Origin of the sequence: Pseudomonas nitroreducens NBRC 12694 (assembly GCF_002091755.1) — a bacterium.
GTDB classification, from domain to species: Bacteria; Pseudomonadota; Gammaproteobacteria; order Pseudomonadales; family Pseudomonadaceae; genus Pseudomonas; species Pseudomonas nitroreducens.
Map to the genome: position 1 here is coordinate 919,296 of NZ_BDAI01000001.1, position 25,890 is coordinate 945,185.

Here is a 25,890-nt window from a genome sequence, read left to right on the forward strand (position 1 = left end):
TCGGGGCCTTTTTTATGTCATCGGTGCGACAGCGATCAGTAACCGCGGGAGAAATCCACCTCGCCACGCATGGCCTGTCCCGCCCAGAAGCGGGTCAGGTTGTCGCGGAACAGCTCGATGAGCAGGCCCGGTAGGGTCGGCGCCGCCGTATGGCCAGTCAGCAACAGGCGCGGCGTGTGCCAGAACGGGTGCGACGTCGGCAACGGTTCCTGGCGGCAGACATCGATCACTGCGCCGGCCAGTTGGTTGGCTTCCAGCGCCGCGACAAGGTCCTCGTCCACCACCGAAGTGCCGCGCCCGGCGTTGAGGAACAGCGCGGTGGGCTTCATCCGCTGGAACAGCGCCAGGTTGTAGATATCGGCGGTTTCCGGCGTATCGGGCAACAGGTTGATCACGTAGTCGGCGGTCTCGGCCAGACGCGGCAGGTCATCCAGCCCGCCCATGCGGCCAAAGGGCACCAGCGCGCGCGGGTTCTTCGCCACGCCGACCAGTTCGACGCCGAACGGCGCGAGCATATGCGCTACGGCCTGGCCGATCTCGCCCGTGCCGACGATGAGGATCTGCCGGCCGCTCAGGCTGCCCGGCGAGCGGTCGTCCCACTGCACGCCGACCTGGCTGGCCAGGCGACCAAGGAACTGGCGCTCGTGGGCAAGCATGTAGGTGAGCAGGTATTCGGTCATGACCTGGCCGAAGATGCCGACGGCGCGGGTCAGCGCGTAGTCCTTGGGCAAGTCGTCGGCCAGCAGCGGGGTGATGCCCGCCCAGCTGGACTGGATCCACACCGGGTGCACGCCGTGGCGCAACAGCTGCGCGGCCAGGGTTGGCTCGCCGAGCCATACCGGGCACTCCGCCGCCGCTTCCACCAGGCCATCGGGGTTGTTGCCGGAGATCACCGTCAACCGGGGTTCGGCCGCCATCAGCAGGGCGGCGTAAAGGGAGTGTTCGCGATCGAGTACGAGCAGGCGCATGGTCAGGCCTTTCGCTTCGAGCGGTGGTGCATTTCCGGCTGGCGCATCTGGACTCGCTTCAAGGGAGCTTCCCTGGGATAAAACGTGGTCAGTTCTAGGGAAGTCAGGCGGCTATAGACACAGCCAAAGACCAAGCGTTCCGCTCCGTTGAACCCTATTCTCCGCGCATAATGCGCTCAAGCCGCGAACTTGCACAGTGCCAGCACTGGGCAAATCCGCGGCCTGAGCGCAGTGACGAGCCAGTCGGGATCAGACTGGATCGTTTCGCCGCAGCAGCTCTTCGGGCAGGTGCTCGATGTACTCGTCTTCGGCCGGTGGCATCTGCAGGTGGAAACCTTGTTTCTCGATGTTTTCCAGCACCACGTTGATGTCTTCGCGAGCCAGCTGGCGCTCGGGACTCAGGACCAGGTCGAAGGCGTGCTTCGGCACGCCAAAGGCCGCCAGCAGCGCCTCGGGAACGCGGCTTAGGGCTTCGCGCTTGTCGACGTACAGGTACATCTCGTTCTTGCGCGGACTCTTGTAGATGGAGCAGATGCGTTTCATGTCGGTTCTTTCTGCGTGATGGGGTGGGCCGCGTTATTCGGCAGTCGGGGCAGCCAGGCTGTCCAGCAGGGCCTGCCCCATCAGCTCGCGGCGCCAGCCTTGCAGCGAATCGGGCAGTTGATAGGGGCCATTGGGCCAACCGGTCTTGAGCAGGGCCTCGAGAATCTTCTTGCGCAGCATCAGCTCGGGCGCCATGTCCAGGCGCTCGGCTTCCTTCTGGCCGACTTCGCGCAGCTTCTTCAGCACCGGGGCGATCTCGCGCGGCAGCGGCTCGGGCAGGGGCTGCGGGCGTTCTGCCTCTGGCAGCTTCGCTGCATGGGCGATCAAGGCGATCAGGGTGTCGCCGTCCTGGCGCACCGTACGTGGGTGCATGTCGTCGATGCGTGCCAGTGCAACCTTGTCGCCAGGCTGGAAGCGCGACAGCGGCCACAGGGTATGCTCGCGCAGCACATGGTTGCGCGGCTTGTTGCGCAACCGCGCCTGCTCCTCGCGCCAGACACACAGTTCGCGCAGCACGGCCAGTTGCTGGGGATTGAGCTTCCACGCCAACTTGACGTCGAGGTAAGCCTGCTGCGGATCGCTGACGCGGCTCTGGTTCTGAGTGAGGTCGGCACCATCGGCCAGCAGCCACTGCAATTTCTCGTCGCTCAGGCGCGGCGCCAGTTTCACGTAGACCTCGGCCAGGTGCTGCACGTCCTCGGCGGCGTAACGCACCTGCATGTCGGTCAACGGGCGCTGCAACCAGTCGGAGCGGGTTTCATCCTTGGGCAGGTCGAGGCCGAGGATTTCCAGCACCAGTTTGGAGTAGCCCATGGAGTGCGGCATGCCCAGGTAGGCGGCGGCCAACTGGGTATCGAACAGCGGCTGCGGCAGGCTGCCGGTCAGGCGCTGGAATACTTCCAGGTCTTCGCCGCAGGCATGGAACACCTTGACCACCAGCGGCGATTCGAGCAACGCGGCAAACGGCGACCAGTCGCGGATCAGCAGCGGGTCGATCAGCCACACGCCGCTGCCGTCACCCACCTGCACCAGCCCGGCTTCCGGGTAGAAGGTATCGACACGCATGAACTCGGTATCGAGCGCGAGGTACGGCAGTTCTTTCCAGTCCTGGCACTTGCGTTCCAGGGTGGTATCGTCGCGAATCCACTGTATATCGAGGGCGGTCACGAACATCTCCTTCGTTTCGGTGCGCGCAGTATATAGAGATGCATGATGTGCGAGCATTCCACTCGGCCATCGGTGTGTGACGATCGGCCAGCGGTCTCTACGCTTTGCCCCGCTCACAACAACAATAAGGCAGCTTTACATGAAGAAGCTTCTCGGGTTGGTCGTCCTGCTGGTCGCCGCCCTCGCCGTTTACCTGGCCTTCACGCCCAGCCCCATCGATCCGCTGGCCTGGACGCCGCCCAAGGCGCCGCCGATGACCGGCGTGATGGAACCCAACGACACGCTGATGAAGGCCGAACTGCTTGCCCAGGGCCAGATCGTCGGCCCCGAAGACACCGCCGTGGACAGCCAGGGCCAGGTGTTTGCCGGCCTGGACGACGGACGCATCGTGCGCATCGGCGCCGACGGCAAGGCGCAAACCTTCGTCGAAACCGGCGGACGCCCGCTCGGGCTGGCATTCGACCAGGCCGGAAACCTGATCGTCGCCGATGCCTGGAAAGGCCTGCTTCAGATCGATCCGCAGGGCAAGATCCGCGTACTGACCGACTCGGCCGACGGCGTGCCCTTCGCCTTTACCGATGACCTGGACATCGCCAGCGACGGGCGCATCTATTTCAGCGACGCCTCCAGCCGCTTCCATCAGCCCGACTACATCCTCGACCTGCTCGAAGCCCGCCCCCACGGCCGCCTGCTGCGCTACGACCCGGCCACCGGCAAGACCGAGACGCTGCTCAAGGACCTGTACTTCGCCAACGGCGTGGCGCTGTCGCAGCACGAGGACTTCGTCCTGGTCAACGAGACCTACCGCTACCGCATCACGCGTTACTGGCTCAAGGGCGAAAAGGCCGGACAACACGACGTGTTCATCGACAACCTGCCGGGCCTGCCGGACAACCTCGCCAGCGACCGCAGCGGCACCTTCTGGGTTGCACTGCCCTCGCCGCGCAAGGCAGACGCCGATGTGATCCAGCAGATGCCCTGGCTGAAACGCCAGCTCACCAAGCTGCCGCGCGCGGTCCTGCCCAAGCCGGTGCCCTATGGCCTCGTGATCCAGGTGAACGAGAAGGGCGAGATCCTGCGCAGCCTGCATGACACCAGCGGCCAGCACCTGCGCATGGTGACCTCGGCCAAGCCGGTGAACGGTGTGCTGTACCTGGGCAGCCTGGAGAACGATCGTATCGGACGGCTGCCCATCCGCTGAAGGCTCCAGATTCACTGACGCCTCAGGCCGGCGTCTGCTCCTTAAGGGCAGGCGCCGGTACGGGCACGGTGGAGGGCTCCAGCAACTCCAGCATGCGCTCGCGCACCTCGCTCATCAGCGCATCGACGCCATGCTCGGTGAACCGGGTGGAGTCGATCGGTGCGCCGACATGCACTTCCACCGGCATGCCAAGATTCAGCTTCAGGCCGCCAGCCGGGAGCAATTGCTGAATGCCGCGAATCGCCACCGGGACAATGATCGCGTCGGTCTGCTGCGCCAGGCGGAAGCAGCCCTTCTTGAATGGCTGCAGCTTGCCATCCTTGGAACGCGTGCCCTCCGGCGCAGCCCAGAGCACGATACCGCTCTCCATCATCGCGCGCGCCCTGGCGAGGTCCGCCACGGCCTGGTGGCGGTTGTGCCGGTCGATGGAGGGAAACTCCGCCGCCCGCATGGCCGCGCCCCATACCGGCACGGCAAACAGCTCACGCTTGGCCAGCATGCGGATCGAGCCGGGCATGGTCACGAAGATCGCCGGGATGTCGTAGAAGCTGGAATGGGTGCAGAGGATCATGTAACGACGGCCATCGCCGAAGTCCGGTACCTCACCGTGGCGGCTCAGGCGCGCACCGGTCAGGCTCAACAGGCTGGCGGACCAGTCGCGTGTGAAGCCGTCGACCTTGGCGCGACGAAGCCGGCCGATGGCCCCCAGCAGCAGGACCCGGACGCTGTAGCCCAGAGTGATCAGAACGGTCGCCAGGCCCACCAGGGCGACTCGCAGCGGGCCGGCCTTGCGCGGCGCCGATTGCAGGTTGAGCATGTTCGCCAACTCCCCACCAACTTTTCTTCATACAAGCCTTATGATGCGTTTCGGCCCCGTCACGACACAGGAACGCGCCCATGACCCAAGCCCGCCTGCTCACGCCCGAGCAACTGGCCGCCCGCCTCGATGACCCGAACCTCGTCCTCCTCGACTGCCGCTTCGCCCTCGAAGACCCGGCCTACGGCGCACGCAGCTACCAGGAGAATCATATTCCCGGCGCGCATTTCGCCGATCTCAACCGCGACCTCTCCGCCCCGGTGCGGCCGGGTGTAACGGGCCGCCATCCGTTGCCTGACCCGCAGCACCTGCTGGAGAAGCTGCGTGGCTGGGGGCTGAATGCCGACAGCGAAGTGGTGCTGTATGACGATGGCCCCGGCGCCTTCGCCGCCCGCGCCTGGTGGCTATTGCTGTGGCTGGGCAAGAGCGAGGGCGTCTATCTGCTCGATGGCGGCCTGAGTGCCTGGCGCAACGCCGGCCAGCGCCTGACTACCGCCGAAACGCCGGTGCGACCCGGCGACTTCGAGGGCCAGCCGGACAACAGCCTGTTGATCAGTGCCAGCGAACTGGCCAGCAAACTCGGCGACGCCGAGCTGCCGCTGATCGACGCCCGCGGCCTGCCGCGCTTCCGTGGCGAGGTGGAGCCCATCGATCCGGTGGCCGGGCACATTCCCGGCGCCCAGTGCGCGGCCTTCACCGACAACCTGGGCAATGACGGCCGTTTCCTGCGCCCCGAGCACCTGCACCAGCGCTTCGCCGGGCTGCTGCGCGGCCGCCCGGCCGAGGATCTGGTGGCCTACTGCGGCTCCGGCGTCACCGCCTGCCACAACCTGTTCGCACTGAGCCTGGCTGGCTACCCGCTGGGTCGCTTGTATGCGGGCTCCTGGAGTGAATGGATCACCGATGCGCGGCGCCCGGTGGCAACAGGCGACTGATTGCCCACTTCCGGCAATAAAAGCGGAAGACGCGTCACACCAGCGTCTTCCGTTCTCATGGATAGGTGTAAGGGCATCCGTCAGACTCGTGCCCAATCTTCAAAGGAGTGATCCCCCATGCCCTCGCGCATCCACCAGACCCTGCTCGCCAGCCTGCTGCTTGGCCTGTGCAGCATTGCCCCGGCCTACGCCACCGAGCTCGAAGCCACCCCCTGTGAAATCCAGGACCAGTGGTCCGACCTCTATGGCGACGACCTGGTGAAAGCCGCCAAGGCTGGCCACGCCAGTGCGCAGTACACGCTCGGCCTGGAATACGACTCCGGTAGCGACGAGTACGACCAGGACTATGAGAAGGCCGCCTACTGGTACGAAAAGGCCGCCAGGCAGGGCCATGCCTGTGCCCAGTACAACCTGGGTAACGCCTACGACAACGGCGACGGCGTCGAGCAGGACTCGGCCAAGGCGGTGTACTGGTATCAGAAAGCCGTCGACCAGGGCGACAAGGACGCCCAGTTCAACCTGGCAATCATGTACGAGAACGGCACCGGCGTGACCCGCAGCTACAAGAAGGCTTTCGCCCTTTACCTGCAGTCGGCCGAGCAAGGGGATGTGGACGCCGAGTTCCAGGTAGCGGAGAGCTACGCCAAGGGCCGCGGCGTGGCGAAGAACCCCGCGCAGGCGCGCTCCTGGTACCGGAAGGCGGCGGAAAAGGGCCACGAAGAGGCAGCGGAAAAGCTCGCTGCGATGCCGGAGTTACCGCCGAGCATCTAATCGCCAGAAGGAATATGAAGGAAAGCGGCGCCGACTAAACAATTTAAAAACAGTCCTTTACATCACATTCATCGCACTACACTTCAATTCGAGCGGCTAAGTCCGCTTCCGGCGGGGCCGAGGATAATCATCAGAAGCTGCCAAGACGCCCAGCCCCGCCGGTCATTGATGACGAGGATGTCATGGGAATCGCCGCGAACGATCTCTGCCAGTATGTGATCCGCCCCACCCTGCACTACCTGGGGCGCCACAGTATCGCGGCCGAATCGCTGCTGCTGGGGGCAGCAGCCTGTCAGTCGGCGCTGGGGAGCGCCCTCGATGACAGCCATGGCCACGGGTTGTATCGCATCGGTGAGCAGCGGCACCAGACGCTCTGGGATGGATTCCTGGCGCTGGACCCCGAGCTGGCCAGCCGCGTCCGGGGGCTGGCCAGCCAGCATGCTTTCCTCGACGCACCGCATCTCGAACTGACGGTCAACCTGCGTTACAGCACGGCCATTGCCTGGATGCTGGTCGAGGCGGAACACCTTTCCCTGCCACCGGCGGACGACCCCATGGAACTGGCCCGCATCTGGCGCCAGGTGTTCCACCCTCACGGGCGCCTCCACGACTTCGTCGACGCCTGGCACAGCTATGTCGGCAATTTAAGTCGAGTCGCCTAGTACTTCCGTACCCGAAGCGTGACCGATCGGTCAGAAATTATTTACATACAGCGACGAACGGACATCATTCAGATGGAACGCTCGTTTGAGCCCTGAAGCCCAAGGTAGAGCGCCTGCCAACCACTACCCAAGACCCGGGAATCTTGGTAGCTTGCGCGCCGATAAACACAGGAGTTGCTCTTACAATGAAAACAACATGGCTCAAGACCACCCTAGCCCTGACCATTAGCGCTGCCTCTGCCCAGGCCCTGGCCAACGGCATCGCCATCAACGAGCAGAGCGCCAGCGGCGCCGGCACCGCTTACGCGGGCCGTGCTTCTTCGGCATTGGACGCCAGCACCATCTACGGCAACCCGGCCGGCCTGTCCAAGCTCAAGCGTACTGAAGTCAGCGGCGGTCTCGCCGTTGTTTCCGCCAAGGACGACATCAGTGACGCACACAGCACTGCCTCCGGCTCCAACAAGGGCGACTCCGTCCCTCTGGCCGCCGTGCCCTTCGGCTACTTCGCCACTCCGCTGGATGACAAGGTCAGCGTCGGCCTCGGCATCTATGTGCCGTACGGCATCATCAACGACTACGAAAGTGGCTTCCAGGGCCGCTCCCACGGTTCCTACAGCAAGGTCCAGGTCATCACCGTCCAGCCGACCATCAGCTACAAGTTCAACGACGTGGTATCCGTCGGCTTCGGCCCGACCATCAACCGCATCGACGGCAAGCTGGAAAACTACCTGAACACCGGCGCGCTGAACGGCGCCCTGGGCGGTAACGGCGACGACACCAAGATCAGCATCAAGGGCGACGACACCGCCGCCGGCTTCAACGTCGGCGTACTGGTCACCCCGACCGAGAGCACCTCCATCGGCGCCACCTACCACTCCAAGGTGAAGTACGAGCTCAAGGGCCACACCACCGTCTCCAACTCGCCGGCCGGCCTGTTCGATTCGCGCATGGATGCCAGCCTGGACATCACCCTGCCCGAGTCCCTGGACCTGTCCCTCACCCAGAAGCTGGATGACCGTTGGACTGTCTACGGTGGCACCACCTGGACGCGCTGGAGCCGTCTGAAGTCCATCGAAGTGCAGAACACCGGCGCCCCGATCTCTTCCTTCGACACCATCGGCGAAGACCTGAGCTGGCACGACACCTGGTCGGCCGCCATCGGTACCTCCTATCAGTGGAACGACCAGTGGGTGCTGCGTACCGGCTTCGCCTACGATCCGTCGCCGACCACCAACGAGCACCGCAACGTGCGCATCCCGGTGGGCGATCGCAAGATCTTCACCCTGGGCGCCGGTTACTCGCCCAATGCCGACATGACCATCGATGTCGCCTACGCCTACCTGTGGGAATCCACCGCCGGCGTAAACCAGCCGGACGGCCAGGAACTGGCAGGCCTGCAACTGCAGCCGGCCTACAGCGCCAAGTATGACAACAGCGCCCACGGCCTGACCGCGCAGATGACCTATCGCTTCTGATAGCGCCGCGGCGTAACGAAAAGCCGGGCTCATGCCCGGCTTTTTCTTGCCCGCGAATCGGCTCAGTGGACATCAGGCCACTTGATCGGGCTCGGCATGCTCGCGGCAGATCTGCTCGCCCTCGCCGCTCTCCAGCCGCTCCCCGGTCAGACCACACAATCCACCGCCGTCCAGTTTCTGGTGGAAGCGGCAAGTACGGCAAAGACCGAAGCCCGGCACGTCTTCCTGACGCTGCACGGTTGCCAGTAATTCCCGCAACAGCGAGACCAGCAGTTCGCTACGCTCCCCCAGCGCTTCCTCTGCGCGACGCAGGAAATCCGGCGGCACCAGTGCATCGATCAGCCCCCTGCCCTCCCGAGTCAGCTCGAGGTGCACGCTACGGCGGTCCTGGGCATCCGGGCGTTTCTCGATCAGCCCCTTGGCCTCCAATGCCTTGAGCGACTGGGAGACCGTGCCCTTGGTCAGCCCGAGGAAATCCGTCACCCCCAGCGGCGTATTCGAATAGCGGTTGCAGCGCGCCAGGTAATTGAGCGCGCTCAATTGGATCGGCTGCAGATCCGCCATCAGCGGCTGCTCACGAGCCCAGGCGCGCATCAGGCTGGCAATGCGTTCGAGGTAGTCGTACAGGGTCGTATCGGTCATGGGCTAATCCTCCCGATAGATAGTATCGATCAAAAACCAGTTTGACAGAAGGTCCATCTCGCTCGCAGACTGAAAAGGTATCGAATCGATACATAATTGATCAGGAGAAGGAACATGAACAAAGCCGTTTACTATCATGCCGGTTGCCCTGTCTGCATCGAAGCAGAGCGGGCACTGCTGCCGCTGCTGAACCGCGAAGTCGAAGTGGTGCACCTGGGCGAGCAGCCGCGTGTGGCCGAAGCCGAGGCCGCCGGGGTGAAATCCGTACCGGCGCTGGTGGTCGATGGGCAGGTGCTGCACCTGAACTTCGGCGCGGCATTGGCTGACCTGAAATAAGGCTTGGCGAGATGAGCGACTACCAGCCGTTGCATTGCGATCTCCATGACTACCTGGAAATCGCCTGCCTCTACCGCTACTGGCTGCGTATCGAGTTGCGTGACGGCCTGGCGTTCGATGCCCAGGCCTTCACCACGCACACGCGGCGAACTGTGGACGGATCGCTGGAGGAATATCTGGAAGTGCGAGTGGACGATGCCAGCCGGGAGTTCCGGCTGGACCGCCTGCGCGCCATCACGCCGTTGTCGGCGACGGCGCAGTTCGGCAGGGTGCAGCTGGGCCCCGCCTGAAACCGGACCTCCGCAACCTCACCACATGAGATCGTCGGGCACCACGTAATCCTTGTACGGATCGTCCTCGTCCGGTTCGCCGCTGGGCTCGCTGAGCAGGATGATACGGCGCTCGTCGCGTTCCTGGATGCGCAGTGCGGCATCACGCGGGACGATCTCGTAGCGGCCGTCGTAGCTGACGATGGCCAGGCTGCCGCGACTGAGCTTATCGCGGATCAGGTCGTTGACCGCGATGCGCTTGACCTTCTTGTTGTCGACGAAGTTGTAGTAGTCGTCCGACTCCAGCTTGGGCAGGCGCGTGCCCTCGATCAGTTGCTTGATCTGCGCAGCCTTGGCCTTCTTCTCGGCCTTTTCCTGCTGCTGGCGGTTCAGTTCGGCGTCGCGAGCCTGTTTCTCGGCCTGGGCCTGCAAGGCAGCCTGACGCTGACTGTCGTCCTTGGCCACCTGGTTCTTGTGCTCCAGGCGCTGCTGTTTCTGCTTCTGCTTGCCGGCCTGCTTGGCCTGCTTCTCGTTGACCAGCCCGGCTTTCAGCAACTGATCACGCAATGACATGCTCATGAATCAAGGCTCTCCAACAGCCCAATTGATGCAGGACAACTCCCAGACCAACGCATAGGTGCTGCGGGACTGTCCTCAGGGGGTATAATCCTCGGGCCTGTGCCAGCGCAGCGCAAGTGCCTGGCTCGAATTCACTCATCTGGAGCGGACTCGTTACCTCCATGCTGAAGCTCATCGTTCTCGCGATACTGGCCATTTTCCTCATCGCCATTCTCTACGTGCACCTGCGCGGCAAGGTGCGCCTGCCCTTCCTCCGCCAGGTGGTGAACCACTCGGCGTGGTTCGCCCCCTACAACTCGCTGATGTACCTGAACTCCAGCGTACCGTCCAAGCCGTACCTGGACCGCGAGCGCTTCCCCGAGCTCGACAAGCTGCGCGACAACTGGCAGACGATCCGCGAGGAAGCCGAGAAACTCTTCGATGAGGGCTACATCCGCGACGCCCTGAACAACAACGAAGCCGGTTTCGGCTCCTTCTTCAAGAAGGGCTGGACCCGCTTCTATCTGACCTGGTACGACGGCCCCCTGCCCTCGGCGCAGCAGCTGTGCCCGAAGACCGTGGAACTGGTGAGCAGCATCCCCAACGTCAAGGGTGCGATGTTCACCCGCCTGCCGCCACGCAGCCACCTGAACAAGCACCGCGACCCCTACGGCGGATCGCTGCGCTATCACTTGGGCCTGGCCACACCGAACTCCGACGACTGCCGCATCTTCGTCGACGGGCAGCCCTACGCCTGGCGCGATGGCCAGGACGTGATGTTCGACGAGACCTTCGTTCACTGGGTGAAGAACGAGACGGACGAGTCGCGCCTGATCCTCTTCTGCGACATCGAGCGACCGCTCAAGTCGCCGCTGCTGACCCGCGTCAACCGCCGCGTCAGTGCCTTCCTCGGCCGCGCCACGGCGCCGCAGAACGTCGAGGGCGAGCGCGTCGGCGGGATCAACCAGGCCTACTCGGTACTGATTCGCCTCGGCGACGCCGTGGGCAGCAAGGTGAAGGTGTTCAAGCGCGCCTATCCCAAGGCCTACCGTATTGGCCGCCCGGTGCTGGCAGTGGTGCTGCTGGTGCTGATCCTGCGCTGGCTGTTCGGCTGACGAGCAGACACCACGCGCCAACAGCTCGCTCCTACGAAGAGAAATAAAAAGCCCCGCAATCGCGGGGCTTTTTCATGGGCGCCAATTCAACGGAGGCAGCACTTATCCACAGCTGAGCGGATTCTTCTCGTCACGCTTGGCAGCGCCCCACAGTTCGTCCATCTCTTCCAGGTTGCTGTCTTCCAGCGTACGTCCTTGGTCGCGCAAGGCCGTCTCGATATAGCGGAACCGGCGCTCGAACTTGGCATTGGCGGCGCGCAGGGCGGTTTCCGGATCGACCTTGAGCTTGCGCGCCAGGTTGACCACCACGAACAACAGATCGCCCACTTCCTCAGCCTGGGCTTCGGTGTCGCCGCCGGCCATCGCTTCGAGCACTTCGTCCAGCTCCTCGCGAACCTTGTCCACCACCGGCAGCGCGTCGGCCCAGTCGAAGCCGACCTGGGAGGCGCGCTTCTGCAGCTTGGCAGCGCGGCTCAACGCTGGCAGCGCGTTGGGCACATCGTCCAGCAGCGACAACTGCACCGGCTCCGCGGCCTTGGCGGCGCGCTCCTCGGCTTTCAACTCTTCCCAACGCTGCTTGACCGCCGCTTCCTCCAGCTTCGCTGGGTCCGGCTCGCCGTAGAGGTCGCCATCAGGGAAGACATGGGGATGGCGGCGAATCAGCTTGGTGGTAATGCCGTCGACCACTGCGTCGAACTCGAAGCGGCCCTCTTCCCGAGCCAGCTGCGCGTAGTAGACGACCTGGAAGAGCAGGTCGCCCAACTCCTCGCGCAGGTGGTCGAAGTCGCCGCGCTCGATGGCATCAGCGACCTCATAGGCTTCCTCGAGGGTGTAGGGGACGATGGTCGCATAGCTCTGCTTGAGGTCCCAGGGGCAACCGTTCTGCGGGTCACGCAGGCGGGCCATGAGGTACAGCAGGTCTTCGAGCTTACGCATCCTTGGCACCCGCGCGATCACGCCGCGCCTCGATGATGTTGGGCAACTGGGAGATGCGCGCCAGCAGGCGGCCCAGCGAATCGAGACCTGGAATCTCGATGGTCAGGCGCATGATCGCGGTGTTGTCTTCCTTGTCCGAGCGGGTATTCACCGCCAGCACGTTGATGCGCTCGTTGAGCAGCATCTGCGAGACGTCGCGCAACAGGCCGGAACGGTCGTAGGCGCGGATGACGATATCCACCGGGTAGGTGCTGACCGGCACCGGGCCCCAGCTGACCTGGATGATCCGCTCCGGCTCGCGCCCGGCCAGTTGCAGTGCGGTGGCGCAGTCCTGCCGGTGGATGGTCACGCCGCGGCCGAGGGTGATGTAGCCGACGATCGGGTCGCCCGGCAGCGGCTGGCAGCAGCCGGCCATCTGCGTGAGCAGGTTGCCGACGCCCTGGATCTGGATGTCGCCGCGCTTGCCATGGCCGATCTTGCTCGGCTTGCGCGGGATGAGTTCGAGCTGCTCGTTCCCGCGCTCGGGCTCGACCAGTTGCTGCGCGTAGTTGACCACGTGGGCCAGGCGCAGATCGCCGGCGCCCAGGGCGGCGAACAGGTCTTCGCCGGTCTTGTAGTTGGCCTTCTCGGCGAGCTTTTCGAAGTCCACCGGCGGCAGAGCCAGGCGGCCGAGTTCGCGCTCGAGCATGGCCTTGCCGGCGGCGACGTTCTGGTCGCGCGCCTGCAGCTTGAACCAGTGGACGATCTTGGCTCGCGCCCGCGATGTGGTGACGTAGCCCAGGTTCTGGTTCAGCCAGTCGCGGCTCGGCCCACTCTGCTTGCCGGTGATGATTTCCACCTGCTCGCCGGTCTGTAGGCTGTAGTTCAGCGGCACGATGCGGCCGTTGATCTTGGCGCCACGGCAGTTGTGACCGACCTCGGTGTGCACGCGGTAGGCGAAGTCCAGCGGCGTGGAGCCCTTGGGCAGGTCGATGGCGTGGCCGTCGGGAGTGAAGACGTAGACCCGGTCGGGCTCGATATCCACCCGCAACTGCTCGGCCAGGCCGCCGATGTCGCCCAGTTCCTCGTGCCATTCGAGCACCTGGCGCAGCCAGGAAATCTTCTCTTCGTAGTGGTTGGAGCTGGCCTTGACGTCGGTGCCCTTGTAGCGCCAGTGCGCGCAGACGCCCAGTTCGGCTTCCTCGTGCATCGCGTGGGTGCGGATCTGCACTTCCAGCACCTTGCCCTCGGGGCCGATCACCGCGGTGTGCAGCGAGCGGTAGCCGTTTTCCTTGGGGTTGGCGATGTAGTCGTCGAATTCCTTGGGGATGTGGCGCCACAGGGTGTGCACGATGCCCAGCGCGGTGTAGCAGTCGCGCATTTCCGGCACCAGCACGCGCACGGCGCGCACGTCATAGATCTGGCTGAAGTCCAGGCCCTTGCGCTGCATCTTCCGCCAGATGGAATAGATGTGCTTGGCGCGTCCGGACAGGTCGGCCTTGATGCCGGTGGCGGCCAGGGCATCCTTGAGCTGCTGCATAACAGTAGCGATGTACTGCTCGCGGTCCAGCCGGCGCTCGTGCAGCAGTTTGGCGATCTGCTTGTATTGGTCGGGTTCCAGGTAGCGGAAGGACAGATCCTCCAGCTCCCACTTGATGTGGCCGATGCCGAGGCGGTGGGCCAGCGGGGCGTAGATGTCGAAGACTTCTCGGGCGACGCGCATGCGCTTCTCTTCGTCGCCGTTCTTCACCGCACGGATCGCGCAGGTCCGCTCGGCCAGCTTGATCAGCGCGACGCGGACGTCGTCGACCATGGCCACCAGCATCTTGCGCAGGTTCTCGATCTGCGCCTGGGTGCCGAGCACCAGCGACTGCCGAGGGCTGAGGCTGGTACTGATCGCAGCCATGCGCAGCACGCCTTCGATCAGCTTGGCGACGACAGGGCCGAAGCGCTGCGCCACGTCCTCGAGCTTGACCTTGCCCTCGCGCACGCCACGGTAGATCACCGCGGCGACCAGGGACTCCTGGTCGAGCTTCAGGTCCGCCAGGATCTCGGCGATCTCCAGCCCCGTCTGGAAGCTGGAAGTGCCATCCGCCCAGGAGTTGTCAGCCGTGCTGACAGCCCTGTCTTCCACCTCGCGAGCGAACTCGCAGGCTTCCAGCAGGACCTGGCGATCCAGGCCCGGGACCAGGGTCTGGACATGGTCCAGCCAGGCCTCGAGATTGATGCTGCCGTCCGTGTTGACCGGCTGATGCGCTCTCACCTGTACCATCGTGTCTACCCTTCCCCACGGTGCGCCACAACACACCGCTCACTGCGCCGGCCTTTCTTCTTGCTTGAGCCGGTCGGATTGCGCAGGCCTTCCTAGCCTGCCTCGAACAAAGCCATGGCCTCGACATGGGCCGTCTGCGGGAACATGTCGAGGATGCCGGCGCGCTTCAGGCGATAGCCCTGTCGGGCCAGTTCGCCAGCGTCGCGCGCCAGGGTCGCCGGGTTGCAGGACACATAGAGTACCCGCTCCGCGCCCAGTGAACGCATCTGCCGCGCCGGTTCGAAGGCTCCGTCACGCGGAGGATCGAGCAGCACGGCGGTGAAATCCTCCGCCGCCCAGGGGGCTTCGGCAAGCGGTTTCGTCAGGTCCGCCTGATGGAACCGGGTGTTGGCCAGCCCGTTGGCATGGGCATTGGCAGCAGCACGCTCGACCATGGTCTGCACACCTTCCACGCCCACTACTTCGCGCACCTGGCGCGCCAGCGGCAGGGCGAAGTTGCCCAGGCCACAGAACAGGTCCAGCACGCGCTCGTCGCTGCCGGGCTTCAGCCAGTCCAGCGCCTGGGCGACCATCGCCTCGTTCACCGGCTCGTTCACCTGCACGAAGTCGCCGGGCCGGTAGGCCAGGGTCAGATTCCAGGCTTCGAGCCGGAAGCCGAGCTCCCGGTTCCCGCCGTTTTCTGCGCCGCTGGAACAGAGTGTCGGCTCGCCGTCGCCCTGCAACCACAGTTGCACATCCCGTGCCGAACAGAATTCCAGCAGTCGCGCGCGATCGCTATCGGACAAAGGTTCGATATGCCGTAGCAGCAGCGCGCTGGAGGTGCCGTGGAACAGCTCGACATGGCCCAGCGACTGCGGCTTGGCGAAGCCGCGCAGCAGCGCCGGCAACTCGCGAGCGAGAACCTGCAGCTCGGGCACCAGCACCAGGCAGTCGTCGAAGGCGACGATGGCCTGGCTGGCAGCCGCGCGGAAGCCGACGTCCAGGCGCTTGGCCTTGACGTCCCAGCGCACGGCGAGGCGAGCACGGCGCCGGTAGCCGAATTCGGGGCCGACCAACGGCGCGGCCCACTCTTGCGGAACCAGGCCGGAGAAACGCTCCAGCTGCTCGGCCAGGGTGCGCTGCTTGAGCGCCAGCTGATCGGCGTGGGGCAGGTGCTGCAGGCTGCAGCCGCCGCAGGTGCCGGCTACCGGGCAAGGCTCGGTGCGACGGTTGGCGGCGGTGCTGAAGAGGCGTTCGCTGCGGGCGTCGACGATCTGCGCGCGTGCCGACAGCACACGGGCTTCCACCGCTTCGCCCGGCAAGGCGCCGGCGACGAACCAGGTGCGCCCGTCGGCGTGGGCAATGCCGCGGCCGTCATGGGCCAGGCGCTCGATGTTCAGGCGCTGCTTCTTGCCCACGGGTACCCCGGGGCTGCGGGCGCCACCGCTGGGCTGGAAGCGCAGGCCGGATCGTTGTTTGGCCATGTCAGTTGGCGTCGAACACGCCCGAGGACAGGTAACGGTCGCCACGGTCGCAGATGATCGCCACCAGGGTCGCGTTTTCCAGTTCGCGCGAGAGACGCAGCATGGCCGCCACCGCACCGCCGGAGGACACGCCGCAGAAAATGCCTTCTTCGCGAGCCAGGCGGCGCATCACGTCCTCGGCTTCGGTTTGCTGCATGTCGACGACGCGGTCGACGCGGGTGGCGTCGAAGATCTTCGGCAGGTATTCCTGCGGCCAGCGACGGATGCCGGGGATGGCCGAGCCTTCCATCGGCTGCAGGCCGACGATCTGCACGTTGGGGTTCTGCTCCTTGAGGTAGCGCGACACGCCCATGATGGTGCCGGTAGTGCCCATGGAGCTGACGAAATGAGTGATCTCACCGCCAGTCTGCTGCCAGATTTCCGGGCCAGTGGAATGGTAATGGGCGATCGGGTTGTCGCCGTTGGCGAACTGGTCGAGCACCTTCCCCTGCCCTTCGCGCGCCATCTGGTCGGCGAGGTCGCGGGCGCCTTCCATGCCCTGCTCCTTGGTCACCAGGATCAGCTCGGCGCCGTAGGCGGTCATCGCGGCCTTGCGCTCGGCGGTGGAGTTGTCGGGCATGATCAGGATCATGCGGTAACCCTTGATCGCCGCGGCCATCGCCAGGGCGATGCCGGTGTTGCCGGAGGTGGCCTCGATCAGCGTGTCGCCGGGCTTGATGTCGCCGCGCAGTTCGGCACGGGTGATCATCGACAGCGCCGGGCGATCCTTCACCGAACCCGCGGGGTTGTTACCCTCGAGTTTCACCAGCAGGGTGTTGGAGGTTTCCCCGGCCAGGCGCTGCAGGCGCACCAGCGGGGTATTGCCGACGCAATCGGCGATAGTCGGGTACTGCACGGTCATGGAGGCACTCGGATCTGGAACAGGGCGCCCTATGATACCGGCAAAAGACGCCCTGCCATACGAAACTTCCTAACAAGCCGTGTTCAGGGTCCGGGGCACGCCTCAGGCCGCCGCCGCATCCGCCAGGCGCAGGTGAACGCGCAGACCAGCGTCGGCGCAATCCGCCCAGAGTTCGCCACCCTGCATGCGCAGCGAGCTGCGGGCGATGCTCAGGCCCAGGCCGAAACCTTCGCCGGTGCGGGCATCGGAGAGCCGGGTGAAGGGCAGGAAGATACGCTCCAGGTCGCTTTCCGCCACACCCGGGCCATCGTCCTCCAGCCACAGGTGCCAGCCGCTCGGTTCGCGCCGGCCACTCAAGCGGATATGCCCCTCCTCCGGGGAGTGGCGGATGGCATTGCGCAACAGATTTTCCAGCGCCTGGGCCAGCCCATTCAGATGACCGCGCACGCGGCAGTCCGCCGGCACCTGATAAAGGAAGCGCTCCGAACTCCAGCCAGCCTCGAAGCGCGCGTCGTCCACCAGCAGATACCACAGCGAACGCAGGTCGATCTCTTCCAGCTCCACGCGCGGGCGCTCTGTATCCAGCCAGGCCAGTTCCAGCGTATCGGCGACCAGTCGCTGCATCACGTCCACCTCACGCTCCACGCGCTGACGCAGCGCGGTTTCGCTGATCGGACTGTCCCCTGCCACGCGCAGGCGGCTCAGTGGCGTACGCAGTTCGTGAGACAGGTCGCGCAACAGTTGGCGCTGCAGGCCGACATGGCCGCGCAGGCGCTCGGCCATGTGGTCCAGCGCGCGGCCCAGCTCGCCCAGTTCGTCGCGGCGGGTGACCAGTTCGGGGCCGGCGACCGAGCCCAGGTTATCCGCCTGCAAGGAATTGGCGTGCTCGCGCAGACGCCCCAGCGGGCGTACCAGATGCCGGTAGATCAGCCCACAGAGCAGCAGCGCGAGGATCGCCGGCACCAGTGCATGGCTGATGGACTGGCGCAGGAAACTCAGGCCACCGGGGAGGAAGCGCTGCGGCAGCTGCAGCACCAGGCGGCCGGCAGCCGGGTCGTCGGGAAACGGGATGCCGATGTAGGGCAGGTTGACCGAGCGCGAGCTTACCGGCCAGTCCAGCCCGCGCTGGAAGGTCAGGTGCGCCACCTCAGCCATGGGCAACGGCTGCGTGCCCAGCGACTGCAGGCGACCGTCCACCACCACCATCCACACCGGCTCGCGCTGCCTCATCCCCGCCAGCCAGCTGTCGACGCCCGCCGCCCCGCCGCTACGCCAGGCCTGCTGCGCCTCTTCGGCATAGCCACCCAGGACACGCCGCGCATCCTCGGAGAGGTTGTAACTGTCGCGCTCCATCTGCTTGCCCCAGTTCCAGGACAGCCAGATCACCGACAGGCACAGCACCACCAGGGCAAAGGCGAGCTTCCAGAACAGCGAGTGGCGGCCGGGCATGTCAGTCCTCGGCCTCTGCAAAGACGTAGCCTTTGCCCCACACGGTGTGCAACTGGTGGCGCGCGTAGCCTATAGCCTGAAGCTTGCGGCGCAGGTGGCTGACGTGCATGTCCAGGCTGCGGTCGTGGGCGGTGAAGGCGCGGTGCAGTACGTGCTGATAAAGGAAGGGTTTGCTGAGAGTCTCGCCCTGGCTACCCAGGAAAGTCTCCAGCAGGCGGTACTCGGTGCCAGTCAGACCGGCCCACTGGCCATCCAGCCCGACGTCGTCCTTCTGCGGGTCCATCTGCAGGCCGGTGACCGTACTGCCGAGGGACTGGCTGCCGCGTTCCAGCGCGACGCGGCGCAGCACTGCATCCACCCGCACGCTCAGCTCGGCGAGGCTGAAGGGCTTGGGCAGGTAGTCGTCGGCGCCCTGGGAGAAGCCGGCGATACGGTCCTGCTCGGCGCCCAGGGCCGACATCAGGATCACCGGCACCGCACGCTCGCGACGCAGGGTGCGGAGGATATCCAGGCCGCCAGTGCCGGGCAGCATGATATCCATCAGCACCAGGTCGTAATCGCCGCGGCGAGCCTGGGCCAGGCCTTCGTCGCCGTCCTGGCACCAGGTGACGTCGAAACCGCGTTCGATCAGGTGGGACGACAGGTGGGCGCCCAGGGTTGGGTCGTCCTCGATGGTCAGCAGGCGCAGGCCGGACGAAGCGATGGCATTCATATCAAATAAGAGTGATTAGCAATTGCGCGAAGTATTCACGATTCCGCGTCGTCTCGGCAAGGCAAAGGGCTCCCGCCCCAGGCCCGAACCGCTACACTGCCGGGGATAAACGCATCGGAGGAAACGCGTGTTCAAGGATCTCGGCATCAAGGGTCGGGTACTGCTGCTCACCCTGCTGCCCACCAGCCTGCTGGCGCTGGTGCTGGGCGGCTATTTCACCTGGGTGCAGCTGGCGGACATGCACGCCCAGTTGATCGAGCGTGGGCAGCTGATCGCCGAACAACTGGCGCCGCTGTCAGCCCCGGCCATGGCCCACCACGACAAAGAGCTGCTCGAACGCATCGCCAACGAAGCGCTGGACCAACCCGACGTACGCGCCGTGACCTTCCTCAACCCGGACCGGGAGAAACTGGTCCACGCCGGCCCCAGCATCCTCACCCCCATTCCTTCCGGCGACGGCTCGCACCTGAGCATGTCCAGCAACCTGGACACCACGCACTTCCTCCTGCCGGTGCTGGGCAAGCACCGCAGCCTCTCCGGCGACCCCGACGATGACGCCGAGAAGCTGCTGGGCTGGGTCGAGCTGGAGCTGTCCCACCACGGCACCCTGCTGCGCGGCTACCGCAGCCTGTTCACCAGCCTGCTGCTGATCGGCGCCGGGCTTGCCGTCACCGCCCTGCTCGCCCTGCGCATGAGCCGCGCGATCAATGCGCCGCTGGGGCAGATTGCCCAGGGCGTAGCCCAGCTCAAGGAAGGCCGCCTGGAAACCCGCCTGCCGGCATTGGGCAGCCACGAACTGGATGAGCTGGCCGGCGGCATCAACCGCATGGCCGAGGCGCTGCAGAGCGCCCAGGAAGAAATGCAGCACAACATCGACCAGGCCACCGAGGACGTCCGGCAGAACCTGGAGACCATCGAGATCCAGAACATCGAACTGGACCTGGCGCGCAAGGAAGCCCTGGAGGCGAGCCGGATCAAATCCGAGTTCCTCGCCAACATGAGCCACGAGATCCGCACCCCGCTCAACGGCATCCTCGGTTTCACCAACCTGCTGCAGAAGAGCGAGATGACCACGCGCCAGCAGGACTACCTGGGCACCATCCACAAGTCCGCCGAAAGCCTGCTGGGGATCATCAACGAAATCCTCGACTTCTCGAAGATCGAGGCCGGCAAGCTGGTGCTGGAGAACATCCCGTTCAACCTGCGCGAACTGATCCAGGACACCCTGACCATCCTCGCCCCCGCCGCCCACGAGAAGCACCTGGAGCTGGTCAGCCTGATCTACCGCGACACCCCGCTGCAGCTGGTGGGCGACCCGCAGCGCCTGAAGCAGGTGCTGACCAACCTGGTGAGCAACGCCATCAAGTTCACCCACGACGGCAGCATCGCCGTACGCGCCATGCTCGAAGACGAGAGCGACGACCGCGCGCAACTGCGCATCAGCGTGCAGGACACCGGCGTGGGGCTGACCGACGCCGACCTGCGCGCCCTGTTCCAGGCCTTCAGCCAGGCCGACAACTCGCTCTCGCGCCAGGCCGGCGGCACTGGCCTGGGGCTGGTGATCTCCAAGCGCCTGATCGAGCAGATGGGTGGCGAGATCGGCGTGGAAAGCAGCGCCGGCGACGGTTCGGAATTCTGGATCAGCCTCAACCTGCCCAAGGCCCGCGACGACGGCGACGACCTGCCGCCCGCCATGGCCGGCGGCCTGCGCGTGGCGCTGTACGAGCCCCATGAACTGACCCGCACCGCGCTGCACCACCAGTTGGAGGACTGCGGCCTGGAAGTCACCGAGTTCCCCGACCTCGCCACGCTGGAAAAGGCGCTGCTGGCCGGGCCGTCGGACAAGGCGCCGATCACCCTGGCGCTGCTGGGCGTGACCGCCGCCGAACACCCGCCCGAGGCGCTGCGCCAGTCCATCCGCGAGCTGGAACAGCATGGCTGCAAGAGCCTGGTGCTGTGCCCGACCATCGAGCAGGCGCACTACAACGACGTGCTGCCCGACGCCCAGGTGCAGAGCAAGCCCGCCTGCACGCGCAAGCTGCAACAGGCGATGAACGAACTGCTGCACCTGCGCCCCCTGCGCAAGGACAAATCGGCCAACGGCCGGCTCGAGCGCACGCCGCACCTGCTCTGCGTCGATGACAACCCGGCCAACCTGTTGCTGGTGAAGACCCTGCTGACCGACATGGGCGCGCAAGTGACTGCCGTGGACAGCGGCCTCGCCGCCGTCGAGGCCGTGCAGCGCGAGCGCTTCGACCTGGTCTTCATGGACGTGCAGATGCCGATCATGGACGGCCGCCAGGCCACCGAGGCGATCCGCCACTGGGAGGCCGACCGCGAGGTCAGTCCCGTGCCGATCATCGCCCTCACCGCCCACGCGCTGGCCAACGAGAAGCGCGCCCTGCTGCAGGGCGGCATGGACGATTACCTGACCAAGCCGATCGACGAGCGCCAGTTGGTCCAGGTGATCCTCAAGTGGACCGGCCTGGCGCTGGGCGAGCCGCGTGACGAACGCCCGCGCCACTCCGAATCAAAACTCGACGGGCTCAGCGTCCTGGACCCGGAGGAAGGCCTGCGCCTGGCCGCCGGCAAACCGGAACTGGCCGCCGACATGCTCGGCATGCTGCTCGCCTCGCTGTCCGCCGACCGCCAGGTGATTCGCCAGGCCCGCGAGCGCAACGACCGCAACACCCTGCTCGAGCGCATCCACCGCCTGCACGGCGCCACCCGCTACTGCGGCGTGCCGATGCTGCGCGCCGCCTGCCAGCGCGCCGAAACCCTGCTCAAGCAGAACGAACCGGACGCCCCCGCCGCGCTGGATGAACTCGACATGGCCATAGCCGAACTGGCACAAGCGACCGAGGGCCAGCTGGAAGCAGAGGCCGGCCAGCCGCACTGAGGACGGAATCCAAGCGATGCGCATCATCCTGTTCAGCAACCAGACCTACGACCGCGACAGCTTCCTCGCCGCCAACCACGGCCACGGCTTCGAGCTGCACTTCCAGCAGACCCAGCTGCGCCTGGACACCGTCGCCCTGGCCATGGGCTTCGAGGTGGTCTGCCCCTTCGTCAACGACGACCTGTCACGCCCGGTGCTGGAGCACCTGGCCGCCGGCGGCACGAAACTGATCGCCCTGCGCTCGGCCGGCTACAACCATGTCGACCTGGCCGCTGCCCACGCGCTGGGGCTGGCCGTGGTGCGCGTACCGGCCTATTCGCCCCACGCCGTGGCTGAACATGGCGTGGGATTGGTCCTGGCGCTATGTCGGCACCTGCACCGCGCCTACAACCGTACCCGCGAAGGCGACTTCTCTCTGCATGGCCTGACCGGCTTCGACCTGCACGGGCGCACCGTGGGCGTGATCGGCAGCGGGCAGATCGGCGAGGTCTTCGCCCGCATCATGAGCGGTTTCGGCTGCCACATCCTGGCCTACGACCCCTATCCCAATCGCGCCATCGAGGCCCTGGGCGGGCGCTTCGTCGAGCTGGACGAACTGCTCGCGCAGTCCGACATCATCAGCCTGCACTGCCCGCTCAACGAGGCCACCAAACACCTGATCAATGCCCAGAGCCTCGCGCGCATGAAGCGCGGCTCGATGCTGATCAACACCGGCCGCGGCGCGCTGGTGGACACCCCGGCGCTGATCGAGGCACTGAAAAGCGGCCAGCTCGGCTACCTCGGCCTGGACGTCTATGAAGAGGAAGCCGACATCTTCTTCGCCGACCGCTCCGACCAGCCGCTGCAGGACGATGTGCTGGCGCGCCTGCTGACCTTCCCCAACGTGATCATCACCGCGCACCAGGCTTTCCTGACCCGTGAAGCCCTGGCCGGGATCGCCCAGACCACCCTGTCCAACATCGCTGCCTGGCAGGCAGGCCGGCCGGTCAATCGGGTCGAAGGCTGATCAGTTGCCCCTCGCATCCCGGCGCTGCGCCGCCTAGAATGCCGCGCTTTCCCGGAGGACCCATGGCTCAGCACGATTTCCGCTACACCCTGCTCAACCCGCAATTCACCCTTAACGAGTGCCGCGCGCTGACCCCGGGCCGCTACCAGGTCACCGGCATCGGCGGCTCGATCAAGGCCGGCGACACCCTGCTGGTCAGCCTCAAGGGCAGCAAAAGCCTGAGCATGACCCTGGAAGTGGAAAAGGTCCGCCACCTGATCAACCCGCCGGGGCAGTGGATGGCCGTGGCCAGGGGGCCGGCATTCCGTGAACTGGGTATCCACGAGTGGACGGTCAAGTGCGACGGTTGCGCGGCTACACTGGACTTCGAATTCGCCGTCGATGCCACCCTCGGCAAGGCCGCCCAACAGCCGGCCGCCGAAGCGCGCATCGCCGAACTCGGATGGGCCAAGGCCGGCAAGCGCCACCTTTGCCCGGATTGCCAGAGCAAGGAGACCGCATGAAAACCCTGATTGCCAGCGCTTGCGCTGCGCTGGCCCTGGCCGGCTGCGCCAGCAAGCCGGTGCCCGAAGCCGAGCAGAACTACCGTGTGGAATGGATCGGTGAGCGCCCGCTGATCGACTACACCCACATCAGCCTGACCCTGGACGGCAACGGCCGCGCCTATGGCAGCGCCGGCTGCAACCACTGGTTCGCCAGCTACAAGCTCGAGGGCGACCAGCTGACCTTCGGCCAGCCGGGCGCCACCCGCAAGCTCTGCGCCGATCTGGTGATGGAGCAGGAACAACAGTTCCTCAAGATGCTCGGCCAGGTGCAGCGCTGGGACATCACCGAAGAAGGCGAACTGCGCCTGTGGCCGGCCAGCGGCCGCGCCATGCGCCTGTGGCCGGAAGGCTGAGGCTCTTCCGGGCAGGGCTAGAAGAGCGTCAATTGCTCGTGGGCGCCGCGCAGATCGACGAGGCGCACGCCTACACCGATCAGCCGAACCGCCTTGTTGCCGCGCTGGAAGGCCTGCCCCAGCAGCAGCCGATAGCTTTCCAGATCCCGCGCGGCGCCGGCCTGCTCCAGGGTAGTCTGGGTGAAGTCGTGGAACTTCAGCTTGATGAACGGCTTGCCCGGCCGATAGCTGGCGTCCAGGCGCGTCATGCGCCGCTCCAGTTCACCCAGCAGTGACGGCAATTCTTCCTGGCAGGCTGCCAGGTCCGGCAGGTCCTGGTCGAAAGTGTTCTCCACGCTGATCGATTGCCGCCGGCTGTCCACCTGCACCGGGCGCTCGTCAATGCCACGCGACAGTCCCCAGAGCCGCTCGCCGAAACTTCCGAACTCCTTGGCCAACTGGATCCGCGACCAGTCGCGCAGGTCCGCGCAGGTACGGATGCCCAAGCGCGCCAGCTTCTCGGCGGTGACCTTGCCCACGCCATGCAGCTTCTTCACCGGCAGTTCGGCGACGAAACCGTCGACCTCATCGGGGGTGACCACGAACAGGCCGTTGGGCTTGCGCCAATCGCTGGCGATCTTGGCAATGAACTTGTTCGGCGCCACCCCGGCAGACACGGTGATGTGCAGCGTCTCCCAGACGCGCTGGCGAATCTCTCGAGCAATACGTGTGGCGCTGCCGCCGCAACGCTCGCTGTCGCTGACGTCGAGGTAGGCCTCGTCCAGGGACAGCGGCTCGATCTGGTCGGTGTAGTCGCGGAAGATCGCGTGGATGTCCCGCGAGGTCTCGCGATAGACGTCCATACGCGGGCGGACGATGGTCAGGTCCGGGCAGAGTTTCACGGCGGTACGCATGGCCATGGCCGAATGCAGGCCGTAGGCACGCGCCTCGTAATTGCAGGTCGCGACCACGCCACGCTTGTCCGGTGACCCGCCCACGGCCAGCGGCTTGCCCGCGAGGCTGGGGTCGTCGCGCATCTCGATGGCGGCATAGAAGCAGTCGCAATCGATGTGGATGATCTTTCTCTGCCGAGTCACGAAGGAGGCGCCTGCATCACCAACGGAAACCGCCTTTATAGAAGACGGAAAACCCGCCCATGGTAATGCAAAAACCTGCCGTCCCGGTTATCCACAGCCGCGGAAATCACCCTTGTCGATCCCTGCGACGATTCCATTCCTGGCGGCTAAATATCTGATAGAAAATCACTTTTCCCCTTTTTTCATTGACACCCGGGCGCACCGGCGTAGAATGGGCGTCGCGGGATGGAGCAGTCTGGTAGCTCGTCGGGCTCATAACCCGAAGGTCGTAGGTTCAAATCCTGCTCCCGCAACCAGATACAGGAAAAGGCCACTCTTCGGAGTGGCCTTTTTCGTTTGCGCGTCATTTAAATTTTTGATCGCAGAACAAATATCGATTGACAGAGACTTTCATTTACGTAGAATGGCCGGCGCGGGATGGAGCAGTCTGGTAGCTCGTCGGGCTCATAACCCGAAGGTCGTAGGTTCAAATCCTGCTCCCGCAACCAGACACAGGAAAAGGCCACTCTTCGGAGTGGCCTTTTTCGTTTGCGCGCGATTTAAATTATTGATCGAAAACGAAATATCGTTTGACACGAGGCTTCATATCCGTAGAATTGCCGCCGCGGGATGGAGCAGTCTGGTAGCTCGTCGGGCTCATAACCCGAAGGTCGTAGGTTCAAATCCTGCTCCCGCAACCAGACATCAAGAAGAAAGCCACTCTTAGGAGTGGCTTTTTTCGTTGTGCGCAGAAAAAACCACGTACGGGTGGCGCCAGCCGAATGACGAAAATACTCTCCAAGGACTTGGGAATTCGCGACAGTGCCCCTACTCTGTCGCGCAGGATCGTTAGAGGTGCCC

Annotated in this window: 25 protein-coding genes and 3 tRNA genes; 15 read left to right on the plus strand and 13 right to left on the minus strand. The window is 65.1% G+C overall.

Annotation, left to right across the window (positions count from 1 at the left end; translation table 11 throughout):
* Positions 1-35: 35 nt before the first annotated feature.
* The 3 genes from PNI01S_RS04325 to rnd all read right to left on the minus strand — a co-directional run bounded on the left by PNI01S_RS04325 (position 36) and on the right by rnd (position 2,684).
* Positions 36-968 (minus strand): D-2-hydroxyacid dehydrogenase, encoded by a 933-nt coding sequence (locus PNI01S_RS04325; RefSeq protein ID WP_084357485.1) that lies wholly within the window; start codon positions 966-968, stop codon positions 36-38.
* 249 nt (positions 969-1,217) lie between these two features.
* A complete protein-coding gene (locus PNI01S_RS04330; protein ID WP_084357486.1) occupies positions 1,218-1,511 on the minus strand; it encodes a YcgL domain-containing protein in 294 nt (97 codons plus the stop codon).
* Positions 1,512-1,544: 33 nt separating this feature from the next.
* Positions 1,545-2,684: a ribonuclease D gene (rnd, locus tag PNI01S_RS04335; RefSeq protein WP_037007563.1), complete on the minus strand. Its 1,140-nt coding sequence runs from the start codon at positions 2,682-2,684 to the stop codon at positions 1,545-1,547.
* Positions 2,685-2,817: 133 nt separating this feature from the next.
* Here rnd and PNI01S_RS04340 point away from each other — a divergent pair, with 133 nt between their 5' ends.
* Complete coding sequence (locus PNI01S_RS04340; RefSeq protein WP_084357487.1) at positions 2,818-3,879, plus strand: SMP-30/gluconolactonase/LRE family protein; 1,062 nt, start codon at positions 2,818-2,820, stop codon at positions 3,877-3,879.
* Between the two features lie 22 nt (positions 3,880-3,901).
* On the opposite strand, the gene PNI01S_RS04345 is transcribed toward PNI01S_RS04340, so the two are convergent.
* A complete protein-coding gene (locus PNI01S_RS04345) occupies positions 3,902-4,696 on the minus strand; it encodes a lysophospholipid acyltransferase family protein (protein WP_024766450.1) in 795 nt (264 codons plus the stop codon).
* Positions 4,697-4,776: 80 nt separating this feature from the next.
* On the opposite strand from PNI01S_RS04345, the gene PNI01S_RS04350 reads away from it, so the two are divergent.
* The 4 genes from PNI01S_RS04350 (at position 4,777) to PNI01S_RS04365 (ending at position 8,539) form a co-directional block, all read left to right on the plus strand.
* Positions 4,777-5,631, plus strand: a complete 855-nt coding sequence (locus tag PNI01S_RS04350; protein WP_084357488.1) for a sulfurtransferase — start codon at positions 4,777-4,779, stop codon at positions 5,629-5,631.
* 117 nt (positions 5,632-5,748) lie between these two features.
* Positions 5,749-6,402, plus strand: a complete 654-nt coding sequence (locus PNI01S_RS04355; RefSeq protein WP_084357489.1) for a tetratricopeptide repeat protein — start codon at positions 5,749-5,751, stop codon at positions 6,400-6,402.
* A gap of 182 nt (positions 6,403-6,584) precedes the next feature.
* Positions 6,585-7,064: a hypothetical protein gene (locus PNI01S_RS04360; RefSeq protein ID WP_084357490.1), complete on the plus strand. Its 480-nt coding sequence runs from the start codon at positions 6,585-6,587 to the stop codon at positions 7,062-7,064.
* 185 nt (positions 7,065-7,249) lie between these two features.
* Positions 7,250-8,539, plus strand: a complete 1,290-nt coding sequence (locus PNI01S_RS04365) for an outer membrane protein transport protein (protein WP_024766446.1) — start codon at positions 7,250-7,252, stop codon at positions 8,537-8,539.
* Positions 8,540-8,611: 72 nt separating this feature from the next.
* Here the strand turns inward: PNI01S_RS04365 and PNI01S_RS04370 are convergent, their stop codons facing one another.
* A complete protein-coding gene (locus PNI01S_RS04370) occupies positions 8,612-9,181 on the minus strand; it encodes a MarR family winged helix-turn-helix transcriptional regulator (protein WP_024766445.1) in 570 nt (189 codons plus the stop codon).
* 114 nt (positions 9,182-9,295) lie between these two features.
* Here PNI01S_RS04370 and PNI01S_RS04375 point away from each other — a divergent pair, with 114 nt between their 5' ends.
* Both PNI01S_RS04375 and PNI01S_RS04380 read left to right on the plus strand, forming a co-directional pair.
* On the plus strand, positions 9,296-9,517 hold the full coding sequence (locus PNI01S_RS04375; RefSeq protein ID WP_024766444.1) for a glutaredoxin family protein: 222 nt from the start codon (positions 9,296-9,298) through the stop codon (positions 9,515-9,517).
* An 11-nt stretch (positions 9,518-9,528) separates the two neighbouring features.
* Positions 9,529-9,807, plus strand: a complete 279-nt coding sequence (locus tag PNI01S_RS04380) for a Rho-binding antiterminator (protein ID WP_024766443.1) — start codon at positions 9,529-9,531, stop codon at positions 9,805-9,807.
* Positions 9,808-9,825: 18 nt separating this feature from the next.
* Here the strand turns inward: PNI01S_RS04380 and PNI01S_RS04385 are convergent, their stop codons facing one another.
* Positions 9,826-10,365, minus strand: a complete 540-nt coding sequence (locus PNI01S_RS04385; protein ID WP_024766442.1) for a DUF2058 domain-containing protein — start codon at positions 10,363-10,365, stop codon at positions 9,826-9,828.
* A 161-nt stretch (positions 10,366-10,526) separates the two neighbouring features.
* Between PNI01S_RS04385 and PNI01S_RS04390 the strand changes: the two genes are divergently transcribed.
* Positions 10,527-11,459, plus strand: coding sequence for an aspartyl/asparaginyl beta-hydroxylase domain-containing protein (locus PNI01S_RS04390; protein ID WP_065086363.1), 933 nt, complete (start codon positions 10,527-10,529; stop codon positions 11,457-11,459).
* A 102-nt stretch (positions 11,460-11,561) separates the two neighbouring features.
* Here PNI01S_RS04390 and mazG read toward each other — a convergent pair whose 3' ends face one another.
* The 6 genes from mazG to PNI01S_RS04420 all read right to left on the minus strand — a co-directional run bounded on the left by mazG (position 11,562) and on the right by PNI01S_RS04420 (position 19,171).
* Complete coding sequence (gene mazG, locus PNI01S_RS04395) at positions 11,562-12,395, minus strand: nucleoside triphosphate pyrophosphohydrolase (RefSeq protein ID WP_084357491.1); 834 nt, start codon at positions 12,393-12,395, stop codon at positions 11,562-11,564.
* Positions 12,388-14,646: a GTP diphosphokinase gene (gene relA, locus PNI01S_RS04400; RefSeq protein WP_024766440.1), complete on the minus strand. Its 2,259-nt coding sequence runs from the start codon at positions 14,644-14,646 to the stop codon at positions 12,388-12,390. Before relA ends, mazG begins: the two co-directional genes overlap by 8 nt.
* Positions 14,647-14,738: 92 nt before the next feature.
* Positions 14,739-16,109: a 23S rRNA (uracil(1939)-C(5))-methyltransferase RlmD gene (gene rlmD / locus PNI01S_RS04405; protein WP_084357492.1), complete on the minus strand. Its 1,371-nt coding sequence runs from the start codon at positions 16,107-16,109 to the stop codon at positions 14,739-14,741.
* Between the two features lies 1 nt (position 16,110).
* Positions 16,111-17,010, minus strand: a complete 900-nt coding sequence (cysM, locus tag PNI01S_RS04410; protein WP_037010266.1) for a cysteine synthase CysM — start codon at positions 17,008-17,010, stop codon at positions 16,111-16,113.
* 102 nt (positions 17,011-17,112) lie between these two features.
* On the minus strand, positions 17,113-18,459 hold the full coding sequence (locus PNI01S_RS04415) for a HAMP domain-containing sensor histidine kinase (protein WP_084357493.1): 1,347 nt from the start codon (positions 18,457-18,459) through the stop codon (positions 17,113-17,115).
* A 1-nt stretch (position 18,460) separates the two neighbouring features.
* Positions 18,461-19,171 carry a response regulator transcription factor gene (locus tag PNI01S_RS04420; protein ID WP_024766436.1) on the minus strand — a complete coding sequence of 237 codons (711 nt, stop codon included), beginning with the start codon at positions 19,169-19,171 and terminating at the stop codon, positions 18,461-18,463.
* Positions 19,172-19,298: 127 nt separating this feature from the next.
* On the opposite strand from PNI01S_RS04420, the gene PNI01S_RS04425 reads away from it, so the two are divergent.
* From PNI01S_RS04425 to PNI01S_RS04440, 4 genes are all read left to right on the plus strand, one after another.
* Entirely contained in the window at positions 19,299-22,070 is a 2,772-nt protein-coding gene (locus PNI01S_RS04425) for a response regulator (protein WP_084357494.1), read from the plus strand.
* Between the two features lie 16 nt (positions 22,071-22,086).
* The gene (locus PNI01S_RS04430) at positions 22,087-23,076 is read left to right on the plus strand and encodes a 2-hydroxyacid dehydrogenase (RefSeq protein WP_084357495.1); all 990 of its coding nucleotides are present in this window, start codon (positions 22,087-22,089) and stop codon (positions 23,074-23,076) included.
* Between the two features lie 62 nt (positions 23,077-23,138).
* Positions 23,139-23,579, plus strand: coding sequence for a hypothetical protein (locus tag PNI01S_RS04435; protein ID WP_024766433.1), 441 nt, complete (start codon positions 23,139-23,141; stop codon positions 23,577-23,579).
* Positions 23,576-23,974: an META domain-containing protein gene (locus PNI01S_RS04440; protein ID WP_024766432.1), complete on the plus strand. Its 399-nt coding sequence runs from the start codon at positions 23,576-23,578 to the stop codon at positions 23,972-23,974. Before PNI01S_RS04435 ends, PNI01S_RS04440 begins: the two co-directional genes overlap by 4 nt.
* A gap of 17 nt (positions 23,975-23,991) precedes the next feature.
* On the opposite strand, the gene dinB is transcribed toward PNI01S_RS04440, so the two are convergent.
* Positions 23,992-25,050: a DNA polymerase IV gene (gene dinB / locus PNI01S_RS04445; protein WP_024766431.1), complete on the minus strand. Its 1,059-nt coding sequence runs from the start codon at positions 25,048-25,050 to the stop codon at positions 23,992-23,994.
* A gap of 219 nt (positions 25,051-25,269) precedes the next feature.
* Between dinB and PNI01S_RS04450 the strand changes: the two genes are divergently transcribed.
* The 3 genes from PNI01S_RS04450 to PNI01S_RS04460 all read left to right on the plus strand — a co-directional run bounded on the left by PNI01S_RS04450 (position 25,270) and on the right by PNI01S_RS04460 (position 25,730).
* Positions 25,270-25,346 (plus strand) — tRNA-Met (locus PNI01S_RS04450).
* 115 nt (positions 25,347-25,461) lie between these two features.
* Positions 25,462-25,538 (plus strand) — tRNA-Met (locus tag PNI01S_RS04455).
* A gap of 115 nt (positions 25,539-25,653) precedes the next feature.
* Positions 25,654-25,730 (plus strand) — tRNA-Met (locus tag PNI01S_RS04460).
* Positions 25,731-25,890 lie beyond the last annotated feature (160 nt).